Below are 14,796 nucleotides of genomic sequence, written 5' to 3'. Positions count from 1 at the left end.
GTCGTGGGTTTCTTATAAGATAGAAAGCATGTAGCGGCAGATTACGTGCTTTTTTTGTTTTGTTTGGACCTTCTCTTCCTTATCAGGAAGACATACATATCTCCTCGCTTGACTTGGTTATACTAACTTTGGAGGTATTTTCTATGCAACAAAAAAAATGGGGCTTTTGGGTATTAACAGCTTTCGTTGTCGGTAACATGGTTGGCGCTGGTATTTTCATGGTGCCAAGTACGTTAGCACAAACAGCAAGCCCACTCGGTGTCACTTTAGCTTGGTTAACAACAGGGTTTGGTGTTTTAATGCTAGCTCTTGTTTTCGGTAATTTAGCAATTCGTCGTCCTGATTTAACGACAGGACCACAAAGTCATGCATATGCTTTATTCTCAACACCAAAAAGAAAGAAAATGGCTGGTTTCAGCATGGTATGGGGATATTGGGTTGCAAACTGGGCAAGTAACGTTGCCATTATTACATCTTTCGCGGGATATTTATCGCTCTTCTTCCCAATTATGAAAGATACACGACTACTATTTTCAATTGGCTCTTTCAATATAGAAGTTGGAAAACTAATTACATTTACTATTTGTTCTGTCTTACTTTGGGGAACACATTTAATTTTAACAAACGGTGTAAGCGGAGCTGGGAAGCTAAACTTCTTAGCAACAACAACGAAAGTGACTGGATTCCTTCTATTCATCGTCGTTACGTTATTTGCGTTCGAAGCTTCAAAGTTTGGACAATGGTACACACCAATGATCGATAAAGAAGGCGTATCACACGGTCTACTTTCACAAGTAAACTTAGCTGCTCTTACAACACTTTGGGCATTTATCGGGATTGAATCAGCCGTTCTTTTATCAAACCGAGCTACCTCTCCAAAAACGGTAAAACGCGCAACTGTTGCAGGATTACTTATCACAGTTGCAATTTACTTAGGAATTACAATTTTAACAATGGGTGTACTTCACGTTGATAAATTACAAGCTTCTGAACGTCCATTAGCAGATGCATTAAACGCTGCAATGGGTCATGGCGGCGGGAAACTTATGGCATTACTTGCTCTTACTTCCCTATTCGGTTCAATATTAGGCTGGATTTTATTAAGCTCAGAAGTACCTTATCAAGCAGCAAAAGAAGGTTTCTTCCCTTCCTTCTTCGCAAAAACGAATAAAAAAGGAAGTCCAATTCATTCACTACGATTAACAAACATTATGTCGCAAGTGTTCTTATTCTCAACATTATCAGGAACAATTGCGGAAGCTTATACATTCGTTATTACCGTATCAACACTGGCCTACCTCATTCCATATCTCGTTTCACCAATCTTCCAGTTAAAACTAGTCGCAACTGGTGAAACATATAAGAATGAAATGGGTTCAAGAATTATGGATGGTGTAGTTGCAGTTATCGCACTTTGCTATGCACTATGGGTTATTAAAACCGGCGCATCCGATATAAAAACATTTCTTCTCGGAATTGGTTTATTCGGAATTGGCTTTGCCTTCTATCCATTAATGAATCGTGATCAGAAAAAAAATAAAGAAAAGAAAAACGAGCAAGTTGCGTAACGCAATTTGCTCGTTTTTTACTTTATAAAACATATATAATAGAAAAAAGAGGTGAAAAACATGTCAATCGAATCACTATGGAGCTCTCGCTTTCAACAACATATTCAAAATGCCATCACATACTTTGCACGTATGATTAACGGTTTACTATATAGCTTCATCTTCGTCTCATGTGTAGGTGCATATTATTACGCTAAGTTTCTTAAAACGGATCCTTCTAAAGGAATATCTTTATTACTCATCACGATCGTACTTACACTCATTATAACGAGATGCCAAGTTCGCACATTTATTCAAAAACCGGACGCTGTCTATTTACTTGCATTAGAAGAGAAATTAACATCTTATTTTAAAAAATCTCTTCTATATAATTACATCATTCAGCTTTTCCCGCTTATATTTACGTTCCTTGTTATCGTACCGCTTGCCATGCAATCATTACAACTAACCGTACCTTTCTTATGTACAATCTTTATAATTTTAATGATTCTAAAGGGCTGGAACATATACATACATTGGATGTGGCGTGATAGTTATGAAAAAAGCATATGGTTTATCATTCGCATTGCTTGTAACGCCCTGATCATTTACATGCTGTTTTATACTGCAAATGTGATCGTGTTAGGCGGACTACTCTTACTTCTTGCTTTCCTGCTTCTATACACGAAGAAACAACCTACAAAACGAATACCGTGGGATTACATAATCGAACAAGAAGAAAAAATGGACGTTCGTTTCTATCAATTTGCTAGCATTTTCACCGATGTTCCGCAACTGAATAAGCAAGTAAATAAAAGAAAATGGCTTACAAATTGGATTGAACCTTTATTACATAAAAAACGAGCAACTTTCTTCTATTTACATACACTAGCATTTTTACGCGGTAATGATTATTTCGGTATATATATTCGCTTAGGGTTGATCGGTGCTTTCGCTCTATATTTTATTCCGAATATATATGTAAAAGGTGCTATCGCTTATATCGTCCTATATATGATTTCTATGCAGCTCCGTTCCCTGTGGAAATATTTTTCAGGAAATATTATTGTAGCATTATATCCAATTGATACTGAAGAACGAATGAGTCAATTTCTTAGCTTAATTTTCATATTGCTAAGTATTCAACTCATTGTATTTTCAAGTGTTATACTCATTGCCACAGGGCAATTTTCACATAGTCTTATCATTATGATTATCGGGTTAATCTGGATCAAATTTATTATTGTACCAAAAACGAAGCAACGCGTTTCTTCGTTTTAACGAAAAGAATTATCTTAAAAGCCAAGGAGAAAATAAATTATCTCCTTGGCTTTTTTATTTTTCTTCCTCAAACAAGAATCATTGAAACAACCGATATTTTATGATTTTTACATACAAAAACGATAATACATGTTTACGTCCTAATAAAAAGGGTAGTTATTAAATTAACAGGGCAAAGGAACTGGAGGGAATGAAAAAATATGAATTAAAGTTTCACTTTATAAAAGGCGTTGCTCAAGGACGATTCTGGAACCGATTATATAATATAAGGAGCTGATTGCAATGAGTAAAAAAATTGCTATTTTAATAACGGATTATTTCGAGGACACAGAATACACAGAGCCAGTAGAAGCTTTTAATCAAAAGGGATACGAATTAACAACTATTGAAATGGAAAAAGGTAAAACGGTACACGGTAAACAAGGAAAAAGTGAAGTCGTAATTGATAAAAGTATTGATGATGTTTCTCCAGAGAACTTTGATGCCCTCTTTATACCAGGCGGATTTTCCCCAGATATACTTCGTGCAGATGAACGTTTTGTTCGCTTTAGCAAAGCATTTATGGATGCGAAAAAACCTGTTTTTGCTATTTGTCACGGCCCCCAATTACTCATCACTGCACAAGCACTTGAAGGACGCGATGTGACTGGATATAAATCCATTGAGGTCGATTTGAAAAATGCCGGTGGAAATTTTCATGATAAAGAAGTGGTTGTATGCCAACATCAGCTAGTAACAAGTAGACAACCGGAGGACATCCCAGTGTTTATTGAAGAATCATTGCGTATATTAGGGTAGTTATTAGAGGTTAACCTTTTTATTTGTAAAAAACAAAATTAACACCATATGAAACATTTCTTCATCTTTAATGATTTTTTGAGACAGCCTCTTTTCTCGTCCCAAAATTTCTAATCACTTTTCATAGGCAGTTCTCATATAGTGAAAATGACTATACAATTCCTATCCATAAGTTAAATAATGATTTTACACATATAAATAAAAAAGATAGGAGCTCTATTATGAACAACAATCCGCCTGCAACGCCCCAAAACAACTCAGAAGAAAATAGCCGTGACATTAAATTGCAAACATTACGGGTCATCGGACTCATCGTCCTTATTAGTGGTTATATTCTCGTCGCTCTCTCAGAAGTAGGTGAGCTGAAAACCTTATTAACAAACCCTAACGCCAATCCTGATTTAGCTGAAGTTGATCCGTTTTAAAAATTATATAAAAAGCGAGTCCCAGTATAACTGGTTCGCTTTTATATAGTTTCATCCAATCTGAGAAACATTTCCTTCATTCTGATACTTCTCTTTCCCTATCGCCTTCATAAATAATAAAATACTGCTCATACCAACGATGAAATATAGAGCGCTCATGCCCCAAGATGCAATAAACGAGCCTAGCATAACACCTAATGCCCCATTCATTTTTGCCACTTGAAAGACCATTCCGTTAATCGCCATATATGAACCTCTTGCCTCATCCGGCACCATGTCCGCCATTATAGATTGACGAACCGGCACATACATCATCTCTCCTACAGTTTGGAAAAGCCCTGCAATTAATAAGATCCATAAACTATTGCTCGTTCCGAGTATTGTAAATCCAATTGTGTAAATGAATAAACCTACATATAAAATTTTCAAATCGTTGAAGCTTTTCAGCATTTTAATAAGAAGCGCTGAACATAACACAACTAAAATTGTATTCTCTGCCGATATCCAGCTGAGCATTCGAATACCTGTTAAATCGAATGTAAAACCATTCCCGAAGAAAAAGTGCACCGTTTCAAATTCCTTCTGTAAACGTATCCCTAAATAATTATTAATTTGAAACTCTAACGATAGTGTACATATACTTGCTGCACAAAAAATTAAAAACGCTCTATCTTTCATCACGACTTTATAACTATCTGCCATATCTTTTAATACATTTTTCTTCTCCACCGTTTTTCGTGCCACATACACTTCTTCCATATATACAGCCATCACATATAAAGTAATAACTGCAATAACTGTTAATCCGATAAACAATTGCAATCTATAGTTCTCAAATAGTAATCCGCCAAATATTGCTCCAATCGCAATTGATAAGTTAATAACCCAGTAGTTAATGCTGTACATCACTTTTCGATTTTCAGGTGTACTCACATCTATTAACATCGCTTCCGTCGCTGGATTCATAAGTCCAGATCCTAAACTATTCACTAACATAAACACAAATGTTAGCCACGGTGAATCTACATAATCTGAGTTCGCAACTCCCATACAAGCTATGGAAACGACTTGTATACTTTGGCCGATGATCATTACTTTTTTACGACCGAGCCGATCTCCAACATACCCACCATATAAACCGATAATTAATGCAGCTAGCACATTGATGAGTAATAAAGCACCAGCAATCGCACTACCTAACTTTATTGAAAAGTAAATTGCCATAAATGGAAAAATCATTGTGGATACAGTGCGTGTTAAAAACGAAGTTATAATTCTGATTTTTATATTTCGGTGCATACTCCAAAATCCCATTGTTTCCCCCTCCTTATGCTTATTCATTTTACTTTGAAAAAGAGGAAGAAAAAGGTTAGAATATTCTAAAGAGTTTCCCCTTTTATCCCGCATTAACGGGCAGTAGGACCCCCACTGATTAAAGTTTCACTTTATTATAGAAGGAAGTGTATATATGAAAATTATGGACTATTACATTCGTTTAAGATTACATGCACAAGACCAACAACATATACGAAATAGCTTACAAGAATTAGCGGATGTTTTATATTGCAGTACGAAAAACGTAAAGATTTTATTAAAGAAAATGAACGAGGATCAATTCATTAAGTGGACACCAGGGCGTGGTCGCGGAAATAAAACAGAAATTATATTTGCACATACTTTAGCAGAAGCGATTGAATCCTATACAGATGAACTGTTAACCCAAGAAAAATTAAAAGATGTCTTTCTTCTTTTAAAAGAGCCCCTTCCTCTTGCAATTCAAAAAAAGATAGAAAATAAACTACATCATCATTTTGGATACGAACCTTCAAATGATATGTATGACATATTGAAGATCCCTATATCAAGAAAGATATTACCATTAGATCCCGCTTTTACGGCTGTAACAACAGAGGGTCATCTTATTAACCAAATTTTTGATACATTAGTCATTTATAACGATATTACAGAAAAAATGGAACCACACATTGCACATACGTGGGAATTAAGCGAAGACGGGCTTACGTGGACGTTTCATTTAAGAAAAGATATATATTTTCATAACGAAACTGTTCTAACTTCTAAAGATGTACAATTTTCATTTGAAAGATTGCAGCAAGCTCAATCTCCTTACGCATGGTTAACACAGGAAATTGTTCAAATTGAAACACCATCACCACTGCAAATACGATTTCATTTAGCAAAACCTAACGTTTTTTTCTTACGTTATGTGAGTTCCATGCAACTCGCAATTTTACCGCATGATGCAGTTATTCAAAATCATCACTACATAGGTACTGGACCTTTTAAACTTACTCATTACTCTGAAGACAATATCGTACTCGAAGCGTTCACCCATTATTTTAAAGAGCGTGCGTTATTAGACCGTATTGAATTTTGGGGTATTCCTGATCATTTGCAAATAGATGCTGATTATGAACTACCAAATGAAGAGGAAAATGAAAGGCATGATATACAAATAGAAGAAATAGGTTGTATTTATGCTAGCTTCAACTTTACAAAACCTGGTCCTCATCACGACATTCACTTTCGAAAGGCTTGGAGAGAACTATATGACGTTGAAACGATACTTCATAGCATAGAGGGTAGACGAACAATTGCTGCATCAAGCTTTTTTCCTGAAAGAAGCCGTCAAGTTCCTAACAGGTCCTACTCTTTAGAAAAAGCGAAAGACTATTTAAAAAAGAGCACCTATAATGGAGAAACGATACATATTTATTTCTTCGCATTTAAAGATAGTGCAAATGATGCACATTTCCTAAAAGAACGCTGCGAACAATTAGGAGTACACGTAGAACTTCACCCATTTCTCGTTTCAGATTATATGGATCGTTCTATTGATAAACATGCGGATATTATTTTCATGGGGGAAGTATTTGCTACCGATCATGAAATTGCATTTTTAAATGTATTTAAAAATAAAAGTTGCTTCGTAAATCGATTCATGGACCCACACTATGCAAAACAAATTAATTGTTTACTTGATACCTTTTTATTAGAAGACAATAAAGAAAAACGGTATAAGCTCATGTATGAGATTGAAGAGTTTTTACAAGCTGAAAAAATCATTTTATTTAACTATCACGTTTTAAAAAGAAAAACATATCCTTCTTCTTTAAAAAACGTAACAATTGATTCATTCGGTTGGGCAAATTTTGCAAAGTTATGGATACAGCCATCCCCGCATTAAATACGGGGATGACTGTAATTATTGAATGACTTCTTCTAAATGGTTCTTCAAGTTCTCTAAATACTTCTCAACAGTAGGATTTTTCACCACATCATAACAAGCAAAACTCTTTAACGGACTCATACCAAGAAACTTCTGCACACGATGTAAATGACTAAGTGCTGATTCTAAACTTTCTCCTTCAAAGAACTTCGTCTTATCTCCGAATGCTTTTTCAGGTGCATTCCAAGTTGTAGAAAACATATACTGCTTCTCTTTTAATAAACCACCTGTTCCATATTCATCTGCACCTTTAAAGAACAAACCGTATTCATACACTTCATCCATATATGTTTTAAATAATCCCGGTACACTAAACCAGTAAATAGGTGTTTGATAAATTACAACATCAGCCCATAGAAATTTATCTTGTTCTTCTTTCATACTATATCCATCTTGAATCGTCGTTGTTTTCACATAATGATTCTCACTTAATACAGTTATCATATAATCAACTAACGTTCTATTTAATCGACCTTCTTTCGTACCGTATTTTTCATGTCCATTTATAATAAATATATTTTTCATCACTTTTCTCTCCCTTATTTTATTCCTCAGCTATTAACCCAAGTTGTTGTTTCAGCGTAAGATTATCTTCTAAATGCCAATCTTCCGTTATCTTGCCATCCTTCACATGCAAAATATCAATTGCAAAAAAATTGATTTTCTTATCATTATGAGTTCCTGTAAAAGAAAGACGAGCTGTTACTTTATCACCAACGACTAATAAATCTTCAATCTCGCAATGTATATCAGGAACTACTTTACGAAAGTTTTGCGCCGCAAGCTTTAATCCTTCAGTGCCTTGTGGTCGACCTTTCGGCAGTGTGTTATCGAAAAAATTTTCAGTAACCGTCTGCGGAATAAGCTCCTCTTTACCTGTATCCCAAAATGCATAAAAACGCTGAGCTGCATGCACGATTTCTGTCGCTTCCTTTTTACTTAATGAAGAATCAATTGTCATTGCTTTTGGCTTCGGCATTTCTTTTAATAACTGAATTTCAGTTTTTTGCTCACCACTACATGCTACAAGCACAATACAAATGACAAAAAAACTAAGAAACATAAACAACTTTTTCATACCCATGGAAATCACCTCCTCTTCATACAAACCCTTTGTATTTCGTATTGCTATTGTATATGCACTAACTTCCTATATGGAAGTAGTGATATTTTTTTCATATAGTTACCAAAAAGATAGTTTTGTGATACGATAAGGCAAATTCATTCAAAAAATTTTTATGGAGGCTATTTCCATGAGCAATATAGATCCAGTTGTATTAACGAAAGGTTTACCTGGTATACCTTGTCCTATCGCTAAAACGCTTGACGTAATTAGTACAAAATGGACGTTTTTAATCATTCGTGACCTTCTTATCGAAGGAACTTTACGCTTTAGTAATTTACAAAAATCAATGGATGGGATTAGTCCGAAAACTTTATCGCTTCGCCTAAAAGAATTGGAAACGCAAGGGATTATAACGCGAAAAGTATATCCAGAGGTTCCACCTCGCGTAGAGTACACGTTAACGGATAAAGGAAAGCAATTAGAGGGGATATTTATTGAATTAAAGCGGTTTGGATTAAGTTTATAAACGAAAAGCCCCTTACCATAAAAATAGTAAGAGGCTTTTCGTTATTCACTACATTACTTCGCAAAACTTTGAGCTAGTTGTTTCTCTCTCCACATAAATGTAATGCCGAGACCAACGATTAAAACAACACCTGAAAATGCATATGGATAATTAATGTTTATATCAAATAATATTCCGCCCATCGCTGGTCCTGCGATATTTCCTAAACTCGTATACGTTGAGTTCATACCAGCAACGAATCCTTGCTCTTTTCCAGCTGCTTTTGATAAAAACGTCGTTAAAGCTGGACGAAGCAAATCAAATGCTAGGAAAATAAAGCAAGTAACGAGAAGTACAATCCAATAATTAAAGACTACAGTTGAGACGAATGCTAATACTGCACCTACAATTAAACATATTTGAATTAATACTTTCTCACCGAACATGTCAACCAATTTGCCAAACATAAATACTTGCACAACTACCCCAAAGATGGAGCTAATCGTAATAATTGCAGCAATATCTTTCGGTGTGAAACCAAACTTATGATCAGAGAACAGGCTAAACACAGTTTCATATGCTGATAATCCAAATGCGAGTACAAATACAATAATAAATGCGATTGCATACATTGGATTTAATGATTTCTTTAAATCTCCGATAAAGCTAGATTCTTTCGTATTAGCAGAAATCTCTGCAAGTTCTTCTTTCGTTAACGGCTCTTTCAAAATAAATATAGAAATCACGCATGCAACAAAGGCAATCACTGCTGCCACAAAGAACGGCACACGTATACCGTATTCTGCAATAAACCCGCCGATTCCAGGCCCTATAATAAATCCGGTACTAATAGCCGCTGAAAGATATCCCATCGCCTTTGGACGTTCTTGAATAGAAGTAATATCAGCAACATATGCCGTAACACCCGGCATAATAAACGCGGCACTAATTCCGCCTAACACCCTCGCTGCATAAAGCATCCACACATCTGTACCTAATCCAAAAAGAAGCTCTGAAACACCAAAAATAAATAATCCAATGATTATCATTTTCTTCCTACCGTAAATGTCGACCCAACGACCCGTAATAGGTGAAGTAATAAGCTGCGCCATTGCAAACACTGCAACGAGATAACCCATCGTCTTTCCTGTTAAATTCATATCATTCATAAAGGACGGCATAACCGGAATGATTAATCCAATCCCTAAAAAAGCGATAAATATATTACTCAAAAGAATGATCAATACCATCTTTTGTTCTTTTATCGGTTTCTTCAATTTTTAACACCTCTCCCCGCAGTTCCTCTCAAAAATAATGCCCAAGAAGCTTTTTCTTTATCCTGCTATTTGTGGGCTCACACTGAGTAAAGATGTCCCCACTCATTAGAATTTCACTCTATCCTTCCACACATACATAAACACAGGGTGAATGACTATCATTCAGTTTCCCGCAGAAATGAACCTACCTTTTCAGACAGGTTCATCTTACTACTTCTTTATATGTAGTGCATGTGTTAAAAAATCTAGTACTTCTGCCTTTTGTAGCTCGACTTGCTCATCATCTTTATGATCATATAAATAAACTTGTTCCGCTGCTGATTCAACAAGAGCGATAAATAACTTCGCTGTTCGCTCAGCGTGAACCGAATCACGAATTTCACCTGATTCTTTTGCCTCACTTAAAAAGTCACTTAGCCATATATAAAGAGGCTCATATACAGCTTCCCATTCTTTTATATGTTCAGTTGATGCAAGGCCCGCATACATTAATGCTTGTATTTCACGATATTCAGCTATAAAGGTAAATACTGCATCTATTACTTGCTCAACTTTACTTGAAAAAGGTGAATCGTTCTGTACTTTTTCTTTCACTGCAAGTATCATCTTCTCAACCATCACTTCTGCTATTGCAGGCATAACAGATAACTTAGAAGGAAAATATAAATAGAAAGTTCCTTGTGCAATGCCAGCCAATTTCACGATATCAGAAATCTTCGTTTTTTCAACGCCCTTTTCCTGAAACACTTCAATAGCTGCATAGACAATTTTTTCTTTTTTATTCATCATCTAAACCCTTTCACACGCGTATTGAATGACTGTCACTCATTTTATAAAATAACTAGCTGTACTGTCAATCATCGTGCACTTTTCATAATAAAAATCTCCCAACAAATCGTTAGGAGATTTAACTTTAATATCCTTTACTTATGAAAGAGCCTTTAATCCCGTAACTCCACATACGATAAGAGCTACACTAATCAAACGTGCCTTACTTTTCGATTCACCAAACAGAAACATATTTAATAAAACAGCTCCTGCTGTTCCAATGCCAATCCAAACCGCATAAGCTACACTTACTTGTAAGAACAAGAAAGATGTGTATAAGAATGCAAAGGAAGTTGCAAATCCACCTATATAAATCGCTCCATTTGTTAACGTCTTATCTTTACTATACATTTTAAGGCCTATCACACCGACTATTTCACTAATTGCAGCAAAAAATACGAAAATCCAACCCATTTTTAAGCAGCTCCTTTCACAATTTCTTCCGCGGTTTCTTCTTTATTATCAGCTAATTTTAAACCGATCACGCCCGCTACGACCATTACGATAAAGAATAGCTTTCCTAAACTGAAACTGCCGCCGAAAAGGAATACATCCATTAGGAAAGTACCAACCGTACCAGCTCCGGCAAACACAGCATATACAGTCCCTGTTGCAAGATGTTCGCACGCTTTCGATAGGAAGTAAAAATCAACAGCGATAACTCCTACAATAATGACCCAATGCCACCAAGTATGAGCTGTATTAAAACCAAACACCCAAAAAATTTCAAAGATACATGTTAATATGACATATAACCAAGCTTTATTTTTCATATCTCTCACCTTCTATTATTTACTGACTGACCGTCAGTCATTTTTAATTTAAAAAATATAATCTCACTCTAACTACTATTTAAAAAACCAATATCATCCTCATTTATCCTTATATTTGTTCCGTTATTAAGCTAACTACATATAAAAGTTGCTTATCTACACCCTTTCACAGAAAAAATGACTGAATGTCATTCATAAACATTCTACATGACCAATTGATAAAGTGTCAACACCCGGATTCTATTAACCAAAAAATATTTTGAATTTTTTAAATCCACATGTATATTTCTTAATAATCTGTCAATAATGGTAGTAACATAATATTTTCTCCATTCCCCCCTTGGAGATCCCTTTGAATCGAGCAGTTGCTTTTAGCTAACTGCTCTTTTTTAATTTATCGGCACATTATAATTAAATACTCATAGATAAATTCCAAAACAAAGACCTGTACTCCCTTTTCAACATGCAACAAAGAACGAAATATTTTGTACGCTATTTACTTTTCAACGAGTCTTTGTATGCAATAATTTTATTTTCGAGCATCTTCTCTGTAACTTCTAAATTTTCTCTTTGAATCTGAATAGATTTCCTATGATCTTCTAAGAGCTGTAAACGAGCTTCGGTTGTATGCTCCCCTTCTAAATATAATCTAGCATATTCTCTTATTTTCGCTATCGGCATTTGTGTTTGTTTTAACTTCATTACAAACTGCAACCACTTTATATGTGACTCTTCATACAATCTATTCCCATTTGCATCGCGATTTGCAATTAATATGTTCTCCTTTTCATAATAACGTAATGTATGTGTGCTCACTCCTAATAATTTAGCTACCTCGCTAATTGTATACATAACCATACTCCCTCCGCACGCCATTTACTCTCATATATTTTACTGCCTTATCCAAATTATAAAAAACATTTGACTTAGAGTATACTCTAACAAATACAATCTAACCATGATAAATTAATTTGAATTTAGGAGGCTTTTATATGAAATATACTGTTATTACTGGTGCTAGTTCAGGAATTGGCTATGAATCCGCTTTAGCCTTTGCATCTCGCGGAAAAAACTTAATACTTGTAGCTCGAAGACAAACAGAATTAGAAGAATTAAAATTGAAAATTAACGAAATGCATCCGGAATTGGATGTTGTCATTCGAAGAACTGATTTATCAGTCACTGAAGAAGTTTATAAATTTTATGAAAGTCTACAAAGTTTTCAAATTGAAACGTGGATTAACAACGCAGGTTTTGGTAATTTCGCCTCAATTGCTGAACAAAATTTAAACAAGATAGAAACGATGTTGCATGTAAATATAGAAGCACTAACAATACTATCTTCCCTTTTCGTTCGAGATTATTCAATGACCGAAGGAACACAGCTTATTAACGTTTCATCAGGCGGTGGATACACGATTGTTGCCAATGCTGTTACGTATTGCGCTACGAAATTTTATGTAAGTGCATTTACAGAAGGACTATCTCACGAACTGAAAGAACAAGGTGCAAAACTACAAGCAAAAGTTTTAGCTCCTGGTGCAACTGAAACAGAATTCGCAAAACGTTCATTTAATATTGATGAGTTCCAATACGATAATGTTGTACCGAAATTCCACACTGCAAAACAAATGGCACAATTTATGCTCGACCTTTATGATAGCGATAAAGTTGTAGGACTTGTCGATGGTTCTACTTATAACTATGAGCTTAAAAATCCCATTTTTAATTTTGCAGTAAGACAAACGAATTCAAATTCTTAACAACATCTCATTTCTGATTAAAATATAGATACCCACTATTTCTTAAATAATAGTGGGCCTTTTTTCTCTCTAAAAATTTCATCCAACATACCGTATCATCGCCACCTCATCACAATAATTGACTTTTGGACAATGTCTACAATCAACCCATACTTTCTCTGGCAGCAATTCTTTATTTACAAAATCAAATCCACACTTTTGAAAAAATACTGTTTCATACGTTAAAGAAATCACTCTTTTTACATTTATTTTCGTCGCTTCCTCCATCACATGACTCACGAGCATACGCCCTATCCCTTTTCCTGCATATGTATGCGAAACTACTAACGATCGTACTTCTGCAAGATCCTCTCCTAACACATGTAAACCAGCAACTCCAACGACTTCCTCTCCTTCTTTCATAACATATAAACATTGTAAATATTGATAGAGAGACAAAAGAGAACGCGGCAAAACAACTCCTTCTTTTGCATACATTTCAATGAGATTATAAATTTCTTTCACATCACTTGTAACCGCATTAAAGATTTTCATATTATATCCCCTTGCCCCCAGCATTAATATTTATAACAATGAATGAATTTTAATTCATAATTTCATATAATAATACATCTCTCTTTTCTCTCCGTCAATCACTTTTCTGAATTTTACATAAACAAAAAACCAAGCAACTTAATCGATGCTCGGTTCCTCATTCCGTATCGGCAATACCGTCGAATATTTAATTTCACGAAGTGCTAAACTCGTCTGTATCCGTGTAATCCCTAATTTATTTAGTTTCCTAATAAAAAGCTCTAGTTCCTTACGATCACGATTCGCAACTTTTAATAAATAATCATACTCTCCTGTTAAACAGTGACATTCTAACACTTCAGGCATAGATTCTAATTCTCGTTCTAACACTTCCAGCTTTTCATACTGATGAATATTCGTACTCATAAAAATGAAACATAATAAATCAAATCCAAGCTTTTCTTGATTTAAAATTGCTACTTGCTTATCAATAAAACCTTCCCCATCTAACCTTTTTATTCGTGCATGCATCGCAGCTGGAGATAAATTAACACGGCGTGCAAGCTCTGCATTACTTACTTGTGATTCTTTCTGCAATATATCTAAAATTTTCACATCCAAATCATCAAGCACTTTAATAACAGATGACTCCATCAAAATTCCCCCTTTTTTCTTACCGACGATTATTCGAAGAAACATCTCATAACTTATATAAAACTGAATGTTTTTCTGCAAATAAGATTTCTAACGAAACATTTTATCGAGTTTTT

17 protein-coding genes are annotated in these 14,796 nt (G+C 35.0%); 7 read left to right on the top strand and 10 right to left on the bottom strand.

The window, feature by feature from the left end:
• Window positions 1-143 precede the first annotated feature (143 nt).
• The 4 genes from LCF45_RS04355 (at window position 144) to LCF45_RS04340 (ending at window position 4,051) form a co-directional block, all read left to right on the top strand.
• Window positions 144-1,568, top strand: a complete 1,425-nt coding sequence (locus LCF45_RS04355) for an amino acid permease (RefSeq protein WP_002125494.1) — start codon at window positions 144-146, stop codon at window positions 1,566-1,568.
• Between the two features lie 60 nt (window positions 1,569-1,628).
• Complete coding sequence (locus tag LCF45_RS04350; RefSeq protein WP_002169081.1) at window positions 1,629-2,828, top strand: ABC transporter permease; 1,200 nt, start codon at window positions 1,629-1,631, stop codon at window positions 2,826-2,828.
• A 282-nt stretch (window positions 2,829-3,110) separates the two neighbouring features.
• A complete protein-coding gene (locus LCF45_RS04345; RefSeq protein ID WP_002169082.1) occupies window positions 3,111-3,626 on the top strand; it encodes a type 1 glutamine amidotransferase domain-containing protein in 516 nt (171 codons plus the stop codon).
• Between the two features lie 221 nt (window positions 3,627-3,847).
• Window positions 3,848-4,051, top strand: a complete 204-nt coding sequence (locus LCF45_RS04340) for a hypothetical protein (protein WP_002010828.1) — start codon at window positions 3,848-3,850, stop codon at window positions 4,049-4,051.
• Window positions 4,052-4,102: 51 nt separating this feature from the next.
• On the opposite strand, the gene LCF45_RS04335 is transcribed toward LCF45_RS04340, so the two are convergent.
• Window positions 4,103-5,365 (bottom strand): MDR family MFS transporter, encoded by a 1,263-nt coding sequence (locus LCF45_RS04335; RefSeq protein WP_088291170.1) that lies wholly within the window; start codon window positions 5,363-5,365, stop codon window positions 4,103-4,105.
• A gap of 154 nt (window positions 5,366-5,519) precedes the next feature.
• Between LCF45_RS04335 and LCF45_RS04330 the strand changes: the two genes are divergently transcribed.
• Window positions 5,520-7,259: an SgrR family transcriptional regulator gene (locus tag LCF45_RS04330; protein WP_002169084.1), complete on the top strand. Its 1,740-nt coding sequence runs from the start codon at window positions 5,520-5,522 to the stop codon at window positions 7,257-7,259.
• A gap of 18 nt (window positions 7,260-7,277) precedes the next feature.
• Here the strand turns inward: LCF45_RS04330 and LCF45_RS04325 are convergent, their stop codons facing one another.
• A complete protein-coding gene (locus LCF45_RS04325) occupies window positions 7,278-7,826 on the bottom strand; it encodes an NAD(P)H-dependent oxidoreductase (RefSeq protein ID WP_002125484.1) in 549 nt (182 codons plus the stop codon).
• A gap of 19 nt (window positions 7,827-7,845) precedes the next feature.
• The gene (locus tag LCF45_RS04320; protein ID WP_002125482.1) at window positions 7,846-8,385 is read right to left on the bottom strand and encodes an ester cyclase; all 540 of its coding nucleotides are present in this window, start codon (window positions 8,383-8,385) and stop codon (window positions 7,846-7,848) included.
• Window positions 8,386-8,554: 169 nt separating this feature from the next.
• Between LCF45_RS04320 and LCF45_RS04315 the strand changes: the two genes are divergently transcribed.
• Complete coding sequence (locus LCF45_RS04315) at window positions 8,555-8,893, top strand: winged helix-turn-helix transcriptional regulator (RefSeq protein ID WP_002087382.1); 339 nt, start codon at window positions 8,555-8,557, stop codon at window positions 8,891-8,893.
• Window positions 8,894-8,946: 53 nt separating this feature from the next.
• On the opposite strand, the gene LCF45_RS04310 is transcribed toward LCF45_RS04315, so the two are convergent.
• From LCF45_RS04310 to LCF45_RS04290, 5 genes are all read right to left on the bottom strand, one after another.
• The gene (locus LCF45_RS04310; protein WP_002125479.1) at window positions 8,947-10,149 is read right to left on the bottom strand and encodes an MFS transporter; all 1,203 of its coding nucleotides are present in this window, start codon (window positions 10,147-10,149) and stop codon (window positions 8,947-8,949) included.
• Between the two features lie 210 nt (window positions 10,150-10,359).
• Window positions 10,360-10,938, bottom strand: coding sequence for a TetR/AcrR family transcriptional regulator (locus LCF45_RS04305; RefSeq protein WP_002063960.1), 579 nt, complete (start codon window positions 10,936-10,938; stop codon window positions 10,360-10,362).
• Between the two features lie 138 nt (window positions 10,939-11,076).
• Window positions 11,077-11,391, bottom strand: coding sequence for a DMT family transporter (locus LCF45_RS04300; protein ID WP_002063959.1), 315 nt, complete (start codon window positions 11,389-11,391; stop codon window positions 11,077-11,079).
• A 2-nt stretch (window positions 11,392-11,393) separates the two neighbouring features.
• On the bottom strand, window positions 11,394-11,750 hold the full coding sequence (locus LCF45_RS04295) for a DMT family transporter (protein ID WP_002125474.1): 357 nt from the start codon (window positions 11,748-11,750) through the stop codon (window positions 11,394-11,396).
• A 492-nt stretch (window positions 11,751-12,242) separates the two neighbouring features.
• Window positions 12,243-12,602 (bottom strand): MerR family transcriptional regulator, encoded by a 360-nt coding sequence (locus LCF45_RS04290; RefSeq protein ID WP_002188427.1) that lies wholly within the window; start codon window positions 12,600-12,602, stop codon window positions 12,243-12,245.
• A gap of 140 nt (window positions 12,603-12,742) precedes the next feature.
• Between LCF45_RS04290 and LCF45_RS04285 the strand changes: the two genes are divergently transcribed.
• The gene (locus LCF45_RS04285) at window positions 12,743-13,513 is read left to right on the top strand and encodes an SDR family NAD(P)-dependent oxidoreductase (RefSeq protein WP_063226083.1); all 771 of its coding nucleotides are present in this window, start codon (window positions 12,743-12,745) and stop codon (window positions 13,511-13,513) included.
• Between the two features lie 78 nt (window positions 13,514-13,591).
• Here LCF45_RS04285 and LCF45_RS04280 read toward each other — a convergent pair whose 3' ends face one another.
• Together LCF45_RS04280 and LCF45_RS04275 are read right to left on the bottom strand one after the other, a co-directional pair.
• Window positions 13,592-14,047 carry an N-acetyltransferase gene (locus LCF45_RS04280; protein WP_002166324.1) on the bottom strand — a complete coding sequence of 152 codons (456 nt, stop codon included), beginning with the start codon at window positions 14,045-14,047 and terminating at the stop codon, window positions 13,592-13,594.
• Window positions 14,048-14,185: 138 nt separating this feature from the next.
• Complete coding sequence (locus LCF45_RS04275; protein ID WP_002125468.1) at window positions 14,186-14,680, bottom strand: Lrp/AsnC family transcriptional regulator; 495 nt, start codon at window positions 14,678-14,680, stop codon at window positions 14,186-14,188.
• Between the last annotated feature and the right edge of the window lie 116 nt (window positions 14,681-14,796).

The organism is Bacillus sp. 41-22, from assembly GCF_025809295.1.
Classification (GTDB): domain Bacteria; phylum Bacillota; class Bacilli; order Bacillales; family Bacillaceae_G; genus Bacillus_A; species Bacillus_A mycoides.
Note: the sequence above shows the minus strand (reverse complement) of the source record. Positions and strands in the feature narration are given on the sequence as shown.

Coding starts and splice junctions, on each gene's coding strand:
- LCF45_RS04355 (WP_002125494.1), top strand. CDS start 144: ATGCAACAAAAAAAATGGGGCTTTTGGGTATTAACAGCTTTCGTTGTC.
- LCF45_RS04350 (WP_002169081.1), top strand. CDS start 1,629: ATGTCAATCGAATCACTATGGAGCTCTCGCTTTCAACAACATATTCAA.
- LCF45_RS04345 (WP_002169082.1), top strand. CDS start 3,111: ATGAGTAAAAAAATTGCTATTTTAATAACGGATTATTTCGAGGACACA.
- LCF45_RS04340 (WP_002010828.1), top strand. CDS start 3,848: ATGAACAACAATCCGCCTGCAACGCCCCAAAACAACTCAGAAGAAAAT.
- LCF45_RS04335 (WP_088291170.1), bottom strand. CDS start 5,365: ATGGGATTTTGGAGTATGCACCGAAATATAAAAATCAGAATTATAACT.
- LCF45_RS04330 (WP_002169084.1), top strand. CDS start 5,520: ATGAAAATTATGGACTATTACATTCGTTTAAGATTACATGCACAAGAC.
- LCF45_RS04325 (WP_002125484.1), bottom strand. CDS start 7,826: ATGAAAAATATATTTATTATAAATGGACATGAAAAATACGGTACGAAA.
- LCF45_RS04320 (WP_002125482.1), bottom strand. CDS start 8,385: ATGGGTATGAAAAAGTTGTTTATGTTTCTTAGTTTTTTTGTCATTTGT.
- LCF45_RS04315 (WP_002087382.1), top strand. CDS start 8,555: ATGAGCAATATAGATCCAGTTGTATTAACGAAAGGTTTACCTGGTATA.
- LCF45_RS04305 (WP_002063960.1), bottom strand. CDS start 10,938: ATGATGAATAAAAAAGAAAAAATTGTCTATGCAGCTATTGAAGTGTTT.
- LCF45_RS04300 (WP_002063959.1), bottom strand. CDS start 11,391: ATGGGTTGGATTTTCGTATTTTTTGCTGCAATTAGTGAAATAGTCGGT.
- LCF45_RS04295 (WP_002125474.1), bottom strand. CDS start 11,750: ATGAAAAATAAAGCTTGGTTATATGTCATATTAACATGTATCTTTGAA.
- LCF45_RS04290 (WP_002188427.1), bottom strand. CDS start 12,602: ATGTATACAATTAGCGAGGTAGCTAAATTATTAGGAGTGAGCACACAT.
- LCF45_RS04285 (WP_063226083.1), top strand. CDS start 12,743: ATGAAATATACTGTTATTACTGGTGCTAGTTCAGGAATTGGCTATGAA.
- LCF45_RS04280 (WP_002166324.1), bottom strand. CDS start 14,047: ATGAAAATCTTTAATGCGGTTACAAGTGATGTGAAAGAAATTTATAAT.
- LCF45_RS04275 (WP_002125468.1), bottom strand. CDS start 14,680: ATGGAGTCATCTGTTATTAAAGTGCTTGATGATTTGGATGTGAAAATT.